Annotated in this window: 10 protein-coding genes and 1 riboswitch; of the genes, 4 read left to right on the top strand and 6 right to left on the bottom strand. The window is 35.4% G+C overall.

All coding sequences use genetic code 11. The annotated features are described in order from the left end of the window. The first annotated feature begins 56 nt into the window (after positions 1 to 56). Positions 57 to 923: an outer membrane beta-barrel protein gene (locus tag HX004_RS13060; RefSeq protein WP_286443031.1), complete on the top strand. Its 867-nt coding sequence runs from the start codon at positions 57 to 59 to the stop codon at positions 921 to 923. 282 nt (positions 924 to 1,205) lie between these two features. Here the strand turns inward: HX004_RS13060 and HX004_RS13055 are convergent, their stop codons facing one another. From HX004_RS13055 to HX004_RS13040, 4 genes are all read right to left on the bottom strand, one after another. Next, positions 1,206 to 2,759 (bottom strand): FMN-binding glutamate synthase family protein, encoded by a 1,554-nt coding sequence (locus HX004_RS13055; RefSeq protein WP_286443030.1) that lies wholly within the window; start codon positions 2,757 to 2,759, stop codon positions 1,206 to 1,208. Between the two features lie 325 nt (positions 2,760 to 3,084). Further along, positions 3,085 to 4,296, bottom strand: a complete 1,212-nt coding sequence (locus HX004_RS13050; RefSeq protein WP_286443028.1) for a chloride channel protein — start codon at positions 4,294 to 4,296, stop codon at positions 3,085 to 3,087. Between the two features lie 28 nt (positions 4,297 to 4,324). After that, positions 4,325 to 4,385, bottom strand: a riboswitch (Fluoride riboswitch). A 65-nt stretch (positions 4,386 to 4,450) separates the two neighbouring features. Beyond that, the gene (locus HX004_RS13045) at positions 4,451 to 4,816 is read right to left on the bottom strand and encodes a PUR family DNA/RNA-binding protein (RefSeq protein ID WP_286443027.1); all 366 of its coding nucleotides are present in this window, start codon (positions 4,814 to 4,816) and stop codon (positions 4,451 to 4,453) included. Between the two features lie 74 nt (positions 4,817 to 4,890). Next, positions 4,891 to 6,642 carry an ABC transporter ATP-binding protein gene (locus HX004_RS13040; protein WP_286443025.1) on the bottom strand — a complete coding sequence of 584 codons (1,752 nt, stop codon included), beginning with the start codon at positions 6,640 to 6,642 and terminating at the stop codon, positions 4,891 to 4,893. Positions 6,643 to 7,076: 434 nt separating this feature from the next. On the opposite strand from HX004_RS13040, the gene HX004_RS13035 reads away from it, so the two are divergent. The 3 genes from HX004_RS13035 to HX004_RS13025 all read left to right on the top strand — a co-directional run bounded on the left by HX004_RS13035 (position 7,077) and on the right by HX004_RS13025 (position 9,881). Beyond that, positions 7,077 to 8,396, top strand: coding sequence for an aspartate kinase (locus HX004_RS13035; protein ID WP_286443024.1), 1,320 nt, complete (start codon positions 7,077 to 7,079; stop codon positions 8,394 to 8,396). A gap of 10 nt (positions 8,397 to 8,406) precedes the next feature. Then, complete coding sequence (gene lysA, locus HX004_RS13030) at positions 8,407 to 9,570, top strand: diaminopimelate decarboxylase (protein ID WP_286443023.1); 1,164 nt, start codon at positions 8,407 to 8,409, stop codon at positions 9,568 to 9,570. Positions 9,571 to 9,650: 80 nt separating this feature from the next. Beyond that, positions 9,651 to 9,881 (top strand): hypothetical protein, encoded by a 231-nt coding sequence (locus HX004_RS13025; protein ID WP_286443022.1) that lies wholly within the window; start codon positions 9,651 to 9,653, stop codon positions 9,879 to 9,881. 40 nt (positions 9,882 to 9,921) lie between these two features. Here the strand turns inward: HX004_RS13025 and HX004_RS13020 are convergent, their stop codons facing one another. Together HX004_RS13020 and HX004_RS13015 are read right to left on the bottom strand one after the other, a co-directional pair. Continuing rightward, on the bottom strand, positions 9,922 to 10,410 hold the full coding sequence (locus HX004_RS13020) for a hypothetical protein (RefSeq protein ID WP_286443021.1): 489 nt from the start codon (positions 10,408 to 10,410) through the stop codon (positions 9,922 to 9,924). 123 nt (positions 10,411 to 10,533) lie between these two features. Further along, positions 10,534 to 11,757 (bottom strand): porin, encoded by a 1,224-nt coding sequence (locus HX004_RS13015; protein WP_286443020.1) that lies wholly within the window; start codon positions 11,755 to 11,757, stop codon positions 10,534 to 10,536. Positions 11,758 to 11,799 lie beyond the last annotated feature (42 nt).

Here is an 11,799-nt window from a genome sequence, read left to right as displayed (position 1 = left end):
TAAATAGTTGTCAGGCGGTAGTACCGCTACCGTCTGATTTTTTTAAAACGAATTTTATGAGAAAAGTTATATATGCATTAAGTCTGTTTGGGCTGTGTTTCATTACTCAAAAGGCAACCGCTCAGTTCAGTCCTTATTATTATAATAAACACGAAGTAGGTGTTAGCGTTCAAGGAGGGTATTTGGGTCTCCAAAATAGCATGCCTTACGGTATGAAATCCGATGGAGGAACTTCGCTTGGGGTTGGACTTCATTATGATTACCATTTATCACGCAAATTTAGTGTTGGAATTGGGGGTGTTTATACCATGAGTAACGCCAAATATCAAACGAGTCGCTTAGAAGGAAGTACCCCTGCAACGGATTGGGAAGGAGAGAAGTTTATCTTCAAATACAGAGCTAGTTCAGTCAATGAGAAAGTAATGTTGAATCAAGTGAATATTCCGCTTACAGTGGCTTATACGATGGACAATAATCTGTATTTTAGAACGGGGGTTCAATTCGGTTTAAGTATGACAAGCGAAGTGGAAACAACATTTAACCAATTGGAAACAGAAGGTTATTTTCCTCAATATGAAGTAACCTTACCCTTTCCTGAATATAGTGCATTCGGTTCTTTTGGAACGCAAAAAGAAAAAAGAGATATTGATGTCAATACAAGAATCGCTTGGGTAGGAGAAGTAGGATACAAGTATGAATTAGCCGAAAGACAAAATTTGTACTTCGGATTGTACTTTGATTTGGGATTAAATGATATCAAAAAGTCGGATAAGGCTGCAAATACGGCATCTTTAGTTTGGTACAAACCCATACCTGAAGAAAGTAGAGCAGAAGTAGTAAAGAATGCAGCTTACCACAATGAAGCGTACAAATTAAAATCCTACGCTATCGGTATTAAAGTAAAATATGGTTTTGGTCTATAATTGATTTTTTGTTTTAATTGTTTTAAGCACTCAATTCTTAGAGTTGAGTGCTTTTTTTAGGGAAAAGAGGAGGGCGACTTTTTTAAGTCGCCCTCTCTTATTTTAGAAATGTTTTTGAATTGATCCTTGGTTGATTGTATACTTTCAAAATGATACTTGTCTTTAATTCTTGTCTACTTCATTTAGCGAGATTGACATTGCTCAGTTTCATTCAATTCGTTATACTCTATAAAAAAAGGCTATCTCTATGAGACAGCCTTTCTGTTTATCGTTGTGCATGAATTATGCTTTTTTACGCGTATCTAATTCTCCAAAATACATTTCTTGGAAACTTTTGTTTACACCGTGATCCACTCGTTTATGGAAGGTTCTAGGGTCAATTTCGTTTGGTTTTTCATAACCTACTGCGCTAATGAATTCTCCTAAAGCTTTCATCGTGTTTTTGTGGAAATTAGCTACACGCATTCTCTTATCTGTAACATCTAATGCTTTGTATAAAGTTTCATCTTGTGTTGCAATACCTACAGGACAATGTCCACTGTCACACTGTAACGCTTGGATGCAACCCAAAGCAAACATCATACCTCTCGCACTATAACATGCATCAGCACCAAGCGCAATCGTTTTAGCAATATCAAAGGCAGAAATGATTCTTCCTGAAGCTAAAAGTCTAATTTTTCCTCTTAATCCGTTTTCAATTAATGTTTTATTTGCAAATACTAAAGCATCATTCAACGCCATTCCCATATAGTCAATAAATTCTAATGGAGCAGCTCCTGTTCCTCCTTCAGCACCGTCAATTGTGATGAAATCTGGTGTGATACCTGTTTGTTTCATTGCATCTATAATAGCTAAGAACTCATCTTTGCGACCAATACAGATTTTAAATCCAACTGGTTTTCCGTTCGATAATTTTCGAAGTTTAGCTAAGAAATGAACTAACTCAACTGGGTTGCTGAATGCTGTATGTCCAGATGGTGAGTGTACTGTTGTATGAGGTGTGATACTTCTAATTGCAGCAATCTCTACTGTGTTTTTTTCTGCTGGTAATAAACCTCCATGTCCAGGTTTTGCTCCTTGAGAAAGTTTTAACTCAATCATTTTTACCTCTGGATAATTAGAACGCTCTTCAAATAATATATCACTGAAGAATCCTTTTTCATCACGACACCCAAAGTATCCTGTACCAATTTGCCAAATCAAATCTCCTCCTGAACGGTGGTATTGACTAATTCCTCCCTCACCAGTGTTATGCGCAAAACCACCAATCTTAGCTCCTTCATTTAAAGCGGTAATTGCTTTTTTACTCAAAGCACCATAACTCATTGCACTAATATTATAAATACTTGCACTATAAGGTTGTTTACAGTCATCTCCTCCAATTAAGGTTCTGAAATTTGTATCTGTCACATGTTTTGGATATACAGAGTGAGCAGCCCATTCGTAACCAATGCGATTTGGATCATCTTGCATACCAAAAGAAACCGTTTGCTTCTCGTTTTTAGCTCGTTGGTAAACAATTGAACGCTCACGACGGTTGAAGGGTTTTCCATCTAATTCTCCTTCCCAAAAATACTGACGCATCTCTGGACGAATAGATTCAAACATATATCTAAAACGCGCAAATAAAGGGTAGTTTCTTCGAATCGTATGTTTGTTTTGAATTAAATCATAGATTGTTAAGTATGTTAGAATTCCGGAGAGTACAAGATTAACTATGCTAGCTGTTGATTGGTAAAGAACAAAAGTAGTAATAGAGTACAATACGTATATCACAACTAATGCAATGGTCAATTGTCCAAATGTGAATCGATTAAAAAACTTTTTGTGAAACATAAATCTAAAATTTAGTGCAATCTTTTTGTTGTCTAGTTTGTAATGTTAATAGTTTAAAAATAGGGTGAATAGAGCGAATTTTCTAGCTTTTCTACTTCAAAATAAACAGAAAATAAAATCACTTCTATCGAAAGCAAAGGTAGTAAAGATTTTGAATTTAAAAGATTTTTATAATTATTATTTTGACAAGATTCGGCTGTAAAAATGCTAATATGATAATTTTATTGGGGATGAATAATTATTTTTTATATATTTTAATTAATTAGTGCTTAAAATGTAATCTTTGCTCTTTTTTTTTGGTATAAAAGCGCATGGAGGCATTGTTTTATAGGTATAATTGAAATTTATAAATACTGTGTTTCCCACTAATTAAATAAGCTATAACACAACATAGGGCGGTATAGATAAGTGTTTCACTTCCAAATAATTCAATAGCCATAAAGATACAAGCGAAAGGGGTTTTTGTGGCACCTGCAAAAACAGCAACAAAACCCAAACTTGCTACAAATCCAATAGGCAATTGTAGATATACCGCTAAAAAACTACCCAATGTAGCTCCAATATAGAATAGTGGGGTTACTTCTCCTCCTTTAAAGCCTGAACCTAAGGTAATAGCTGTAAATGCTATTTTGAGTAAAAATACGGTGGCAGCTTGTGAGATTGTAAAGGACTCAACAATGGTTTCTACGCCTAATCCTAAGAATTTTGAATCTTGAATGAAGTAAAAGAGTACAATGAAGAATAGTCCCCCAAAAAAAGGACGCAAAGGAGGGTAGTTGATGTATTTGGAGGCAAAATGTGAAACTGTATCTGTTGATTTAACGAATAAAATAGCTGTTAATCCAAATAAAACACCTGCTACACTCACTTTAAATAAGGTATATAAGTCAAGAGAAGGAACCAAGTCTAAGGTGTAAACTGTATGGTGAATGCCCCACATCAAACAAACATAATGCGATATAATAGCGGTGATTAGCAAGGGAAAAATATAGTTGTATTTGTTTCGACCCACTATCATTAGTTCAATTGCAAATAAGGTTCCTGCAAGAGGAGTGCCAAAAACAGAGGCAAATCCTCCGGCAATTCCCATCAATAGGATGGCTTGTCTATCTTTTTCGTTTAGCTTAAACCATTTTGTGAATTGATCTGCAAGGGCTCCTCCCATTTGAACAGCTGTCCCCTCTCTCCCGGCAGATCCCCCAAATAAGTGGGTAACCCAAGTACCTAACAATACAAAAGGAGCCATTTTGAACGGTATTTTAGCTATAGGATGGTGATATTCTTGAATCAATAAGTTATTTCCTTTGTTTGCACTTCCTCCAAAATAATGGTATAAGTAACCAATGAGTAAACCACCAAATGGCAACCCAAATAATAACGCAGGATTTGCATGGCGTAAGTTTGTAACGTATTCAAGAACAAATAAGAATAATGCAGAGGCACTACCGATTAAACTACCAAGAAGTAAACTTAAAACTGCCCAAATAAAGGGTTTACTAGGAAAAGGAAAAAAGATTGTTTTTTTACTTGTATTCATAACAGCACTGTATAGATGATAAAAACTATATTCGTCAGACGTCATCAGCTCCAGGGCGGTTCGAGGCAGACATCATTGCCTATTATGATGAGACAAAGATAAAAAAAAAGTTCAACCCAAAGAGTTGAACTTTCTATTATTTTTATGTAAAAGATTAAATATCATCAAATTCTACGTCTGTAAAATTGTTTAATGAATCATCTTCTTCTTTTTGATATTCTTTTTTGAAGTCTTTTTGGTGTCTTTCAGAAATAACTTCCTCACCTTTGTGATTTACTACGTATTCTGTCATCTCATCTAAGATGTCTTTAAAAGCAGCAAAATCTTCTTTGTATAAATAGATTTTGTGTTTTTTAAAGTGGAAAGATCCATCGTCTTCTGTGAATTTTTTACTTTCAGTTACGGTTATGTAGTAATCATCAGCCTTTGTAGCTCTTACATCAAAGAAATAAGTTCTTCTACCCGCTCTTAATACTTTCGAGAAAATCTCTTCTTTTTCTAACATTTCGTTATCTCTCATAATCCTTCTATCAATTAATTGATTTGTATATATAGCTTTCAAAAGTCTAAAAAAAATCCTAATAAACCAACTTTTTACACTATTTCTTTTTCTTTCAATTGTTTTTCATGTAACTCCGCATAATATCCTTGTTGAGCAATCAAAGTTTCATGCGTTCCAGCCTGTATAATTGCCCCTTGATCAAGCACGATAATTTGGTCTGCATTTTTAGCTGAAGACACGCGATGCGTGACGATCAGGGTTGTAATATGCTTGCTGTGTTCTTCTAAATGTTTTAAGATACGTTCTTCTGTTTCTGTGTCTACTGCAGATAAAGCATCGTCCAAGAGAAGGATAGGCGCATTTTTAATCAAGGCTCTCGCAATGGAAACACGTTGCTTTTGCCCTCCAGATAAGGTCAAACCTCGTTCTCCTAATACGGTATCATAGCCTTTCTCAAACTGTTCAATATTGTGGTGTACAACAGCCTTTTTAGCCGCTTCCATGATTTCTTCGATGGTCGCATCTTCTTTTCCAAAACGAATGTTATTGCTGATTGTATCTGAAAATAAAAAAGAATCTTGTGGAACTACAGCAACACCTTTTCTAAGATCTGTCAAATTACAATCTTCAATAGGAGTGTTATCGAATAAGATACGACCTGAGTCAATCGTATACATGCGACTGATTAGAGATAATAATGTACTTTTTCCCGATCCTGTTTTCCCTAAAATAGCTAAGGTTTCTCCTTTTTTCAAATTAAAGCTAACATTGCGCAATGCTTGAATTCCCGTATCTGCATAAGTAAAAGATACCTGATCAAAGGTAATATTTCCTTTAATTTCTGTAGGATTCGGATTGGTATTGAAAATTTCAGGTTGTACGTCTAAAAACTCATTGATGCGTTTTTGTGAAGCTTCTGCTTCTTGTATCATGGAGGAAATCCATCCCAAAGAGGCTACTGGCCATGTTAACATGTTGATGTAGAGAATGAATTGTGCAATCACCCCAATATCAGGAAGCTTTCCATTGAAATACAAGAGAGAACCAATCGTAATAACCAGTAAATTGCTCAAGCCAATTAATAAAATCATCAAAGGACCAATTAACGCCCCTGTTTTGGCTAATTTTAAAGATTTTTCCTTGCTACTTTGCGTTAGTTCTTCAAACTCAGCTACCTTTTTATTTTCAATTGCATAGGCTTTAATCACGCGCATTCCCGAAAAAATCTCTTGTGTAAACGTAGATAAAACCGATAAATTTTGTTGAAAAATTAAACTGCGTTCGTTGATTTGTCTACTTAATTTAAAAATAAAATAACCTAATAGGGGTAAAGGGAGAAGGGAATAAAAGGTTAACTGAGGCGAAATGATATACATTTGTGTCAATACCACCGCGAAACGAATCAAGGTATTGATGGAGTACATCACTGCTGGTCCTACATATTGCCTCACTTTTCCTACATCCTCACTGATGCGATTCATTAAATCCCCTGTGCGGTTTTGCTTGTAAAAACTTTGTGTCAGCACTTCGTAATGCTTGAAAATATCATTTTTTAAGTCAAATTCAATATGACGAGACATGACAATTAACGTTTGACGCATTAAAAATGTCAGAAAACCAGCGATTAACGTCGTAACTAAAATCCAAAAAATGTTGGATAACAACAGTTCTGTTACTTTTTCCTTGTCAAAGGTATTTAGTTGTTCTAAAATACGAATGGAATCCCCAACTAATTTCGGCGTATAAAGCGTGAAAATTTGAGCGACTATCGTAATAATAACTCCCGTTAAGAAGTGGTATTTATACTTGAAAAAATATTTATTTAAGGACTGTAAAGCGCGCATAGTTTGTTTGTCTAGTCTTGCAAAGTAAAGAAAATGACGGAGATAAAACCATTTTTTTCTAACTTTAAAAAGTATGGTGCAAATATAAACTATTATTCTTTTTTCTCCTTCATCTGATCTTTCATTTCACCTAAATAGAAGAATAAATCAATTGTACATCGGTTTGCTGAACTTGTATGAAAAGAAGTTTTTTTCTTAAAAATAAACTAACTAAAAGTTAATAAAAAATTAAATAAATAAATGATAAGGAGAAAGTAAATATATTTGCTGTGTTATAAAAAACAAGAAAAATGTATTTAATCGTTATAAAAAAGGGAAAGAAGGTAAACTTACGTCAATCATCGTGAGCAATCTCCTTATTTTTTATAATGTAATAAAATAGCAAAGGGTTTGTCGCGAAGACAAACCCTTTTTTTTGTGGATAAAAGAAAGAGATGAAAGTATTAAAATTTGGAGGTACTTCTGTGGGAAGTCCGGAGAGACTCGAAAAGTTATGGTCTATTATTCAGTCGCAAGAGAGTGATCGACATGTGGTTGTATTATCTGCAGTTGCGGGTACGACGAATGCTTTAGTTGAGATTGCTTTACACTATACGCAAGGAGAAGTGGCTCAGGCACGAAATTTGATTCAACAATTACGACAATTTTATGAAGGATTTGTTGATACTCTTTTTGCTACTGAAGAGGGAAAAGAAAAGGGAAATACGCTAATTCGCAGTCATTTTGCTCTGTTGAAAGAATTAGGTAATGATTTATTTACTACAGTAGAAGAGCGTTTGGTTTTAGCCCAAGGAGAGTTGTTGTCTACCGCGCTTTTTCATCTGTATCTCACAACAAAAGGAATTCCGTCTGTTTGGCTTCCTGCTTTGGATTTTATGCGAATCAATGAAGATCAAGAACCTGATATGGTTCATATCCAACAGCATCTAAATAAATTGCTTTCTCGATGGCCAACCGAGACTTTATTTATTACTCAGGGGTATATTTGCAGAAATGCTTTTGGTGAAATCGACAACCTGAGACGAGGGGGATCTGATTATACAGCTTCTTTGATTGGTGGAGCTTTATCGGTAGAAGAAATTCAAATTTGGACGGATATTGATGGTTTTCACAACAATGATCCACGTTGTGTATCCAATACCAAACCCATTGCACATCTCAGTTTTGATGAAGCAGCAGAATTAGCTTATTTTGGTGCGAAAATACTACATCCTCAAAGTGTATTTCCCGCTCAGAAAGCAAATATTCCCGTTCGATTACTCGATACCTTAGATATGCAAGCACCTGGTACATTAATTTCGGCTACTTTTGATCATTCGGATGAAATTGTAGCTGTTGCGGCTAAAGATGATATTACGGCTATTCGCATTCATTCATCACGTATGTTGTTGGCCTATGGTTTTTTAAGAAGAGTGTTCGAAGTTTTCGAGCGCTATAAAACTCCAATAGACATGATCACAACGTCAGAAGTAGCCGTTTCTCTCACCCTAGATGACCGAACGCATTTAAGTGAAATTATTGCGGAACTGACTCATTTTGGTGCGGTGGAAGTGGATGATAATCAAACCATCATCTGTATTGTAGGAGATTTTAAACGCAATAAGAATGGATATGCTACGATTGTTTCTGAGGCAGTGAAACACATGCCCATTCGCATGATTTCTTATGGAGGAAGTGAACATAATATTTCTCTCTTACTTCCATCTAAATACAAAATTGAGGCTTTACGAGCTTTACATCATCGCTTATTTTAATGTTAGAACTATGATTTCAACTGCTATATTAGAACAAATACAAAAGGAAGAAACGCCTTTGTACTATTATGACTTGCCCTTACTTAGAACTACAGTATCTACTGCAAAAACAGCAGCAGATCAATGGGGGTACCAGATTCACTATGCTGTAAAAGCAAATAATAATCCAAGAATACTTCAGGAAATTAGTGCCTTAGGATTGGGAGCGGACTGTGTAAGCGGTTTGGAAATTGAAACGGCAATTGCCCACGGATTTGATGCGGAATCGATTGTTTTTGCTGGTGTGGGAAAAACAGAAAAGGAAATTCGCTTAGCGTTGAGTCAAGGTATATTGGCTTTTAATGTAGAATCCCTAGAAGAATTGCAAGTCATTAGTACCCTAGCCCAAACGATGAATGTGTCTGCTTCGGTCGCTTTGCGTATAAATCCGAATATTGATGCGAATACCCATCATTATATTACCACAGGATTGGATGAAAATAAATTTGGTATTATGATGCATGAATTAGAAGATTGCTTGTCGTTAATTCACGCGAAAGAGAGTGCTTTGACTTTGGTTGGTTTGCACTTTCACGTAGGTTCTCAAATTACTGACTGGAGTGTTTTTAAACGATTATGTCTCAAAGTTAACGAGTGGAATACTTGGTTTATTGAAAGGGGAATTACCGTACCTATTCTCAATGTTGGAGGAGGAGTAGGAATTAATTATCAAAATCCAGACGAAGAGGCTGTTGTTGATTTTGCTGATTTTTTCGCCTTATTTCATCGTTTTTTAGAACCTAAACCCGGGCAACAGGTTCACTTTGAATTGGGGCGATCTTTAGTGGCTAATTGCGGGAGTCTACTTAGTCGAGTGTTGTATATCAAACGAGGATTGAATAAGAATTTTGCTATACTTGATGCCGGAATGACAGAGCTATTGCGACCTGCACTTTATCAGGCGTATCACCACATACAATGTTTAAGGCCTTCTGATAGTCCATCAGAAGAGACTGAAACCTATGATGTAGTAGGGCCTATTTGCGAAAGTAGTGACTGTTTTGGAAAAAATGTAATCCTCCCAACCTTAGTGCGAGGTGATTTGATTGCAATTCGCTCTGCTGGTGCTTATGGTGAAGTGATGTCTTCTCGTTATAATTTGCGCCAACCCCTGCAATTTTATTTTGAAGAATAAAGGCTTTTGTAGTAGATATTAGAAATACTTTGTTAAATTTGGTTGAGATAAAAACGAAACTTTAATTTAACACCAGTAAGATGAAACTAGGAGATATCGACGTAGCAGGAGAATTAATCGATTTAAACTTTCAATTATTAAGAACACAAATCTTATTAGAAGAAGTATTAAAACACAATGCAGAAACATTAAAATTACCTTCACCAGAAGCAATGAATGAAATAAATGAATTTGCCTTGCAATCTATTCAAAAGAAATTTCCAAATATGAATATCGCTAAGAGAGACGATGAACAACCTCAAGCGGAATAAAAAATAAAAAAGTCGTGATTTCTTCACGACTTTTTTTATGTTAATTGCAATAGGAGGAACTCCAATTGGTATGCCCTCGTCCTTCCCAGCATTGATAGCTTTGTTTAATCTGTGTTACTTGGTTTTTACCGTCTTTTGCTTTTATAGTCATGACTACTTTTTTTGCTCGCATGGAATCATCATTGATGCCGTCCTCAATTAAAGTTACCAAAGTCAGTGATGAGTTTGACATTTGTAAAACAGTGATGTCATAGCTATATTTTCCTTCCGCAGCTTTATCTTCAGGAGCGTAAAATCGCATAATTCCCTCTATTGAAGTTATCTTCTCTCGTTGAATAGCCTCGTTGAGTTTATCTACCTTTTCTTGCGGAATTAATTCATACTCTTCAATTGCGGAATCAATTTTTACTTGATCTATTGGAGTACTTGTCTCTACATCAGATGAAATTGGAGCTGTCGCTTTGTCTTTACAGCCTATCACGCTTACTCCAACAAGTATCATGCTGCAATAATAAAATAATCTGTTCATAGCTAATTAGTTAAGATTGTACTCTTATAAATATATAGAAAAAAAACAGAATATTGTAATTTTTTTTGGATTTACATGAGGTAAAGCTAATCTTTGTTTATAAACTCATGATAAAAAGGGCAATTAAATACCAATTTCGAATTGCATTCTAAAATACCAGTTGTTTTTATTAGATCCTTGGTAAAAATCTAACTTATCATAAGTGACCTCTGCTTGAAGTTTAAAAGCATGTTCCCATAAATATTTGGTTACTCCTAAAGTAAATTCAGTTGTATTGGGCAGATTCAATTGCTCATATAATTGGGTTTTCATTTTTTGAGTTGAAACACGACCAATTAATTCGTAATTGCTAGGGAATAAATAACTTAGTTGGTAGTCCATTCCGTGGCCAGCATATACATAACTACTGCGTTTGTTGCCATCTGGATCTAGACCATAGGTGATTGCGTCGTCTACATTTCGGTTCATGAAGGAAACCATTCCTGCCCATCCGTCGTATTTTAGAATAGCATCAGCCATAAAGGAGTTTAGGTTTCTTGTTTCGTATAATTTACTTCCCGTTTGTCCTTGAGAGTTTTCAGCATTGTTGTTGTGTGAGAAAGTACCGGCTAACATTAATTTAGGGGTAGCTTCTCGAGCGATATCTCCTTCAAAATAGGCTCCATTGTTTTTGAAACTTCCCATGGGAAATAATTCAACGCGTCCAGTTAAAGCATAACTATCACTTTCAGATCCTTGGAAATTTCTTCCACGTCCTGTTGAAACCGCTGTTTTGATTACATAGCCGAATTTGTTTTTTCGCTCTTGGTGATAGTATGCTTGTAAACCAAAATCGCGATCGATATTAAATTTAGAGTTGTTGATTGAACGGTCTGTCAATTGTAGAGCCCCAGAAGAGTTGATACGTTGTCTGTTTCCAGGTAGTTTGGTTTGACCAAAAATGAAACTCCAATTCTCATTCGGACGATACGTCATTGCCGCATCGCGAATGATATTAACCGATTCTCCTTCTACTGTTTTTCCCATGTCTTTAGGGGCAAAAGATAACTGAATGACATATAAAAACTTAGGATTTCCTACATAACCGTCGAAACGCAAACGCAAACGACGAATCTCTCCCTCATATTTTGTTTTTTCTCCTTCATTCTCCATGAAAGTTAAACGGTTTTGCATGCGAAAACGCAAGTTTAACTGAAAAATACTGTCGGAAGAAGTAATTCCAACGCCTTTTCCGAAGTTGTAATAAGGAAGTTGAGCTAATTTAATATCGTTATTAGCTGTCTCAATCTTTTGTGCTATTGCGTTAAGTGATAGTAACGACAATATTAATAAATAGATTTTTTTCATGTGTACGTGTGTTGAGATTGCAAAAATAAGATTAGTTTTGTT

Origin of the sequence: Myroides sp. 1354 (assembly GCF_030324495.1) — a bacterium.
Taxonomy (GTDB): Bacteria; Bacteroidota; Bacteroidia; order Flavobacteriales; family Flavobacteriaceae; genus Flavobacterium.
The sequence above is the reverse complement of the archived record's forward strand: the minus strand, read 5'-3'. Positions and strand labels throughout refer to the sequence as shown.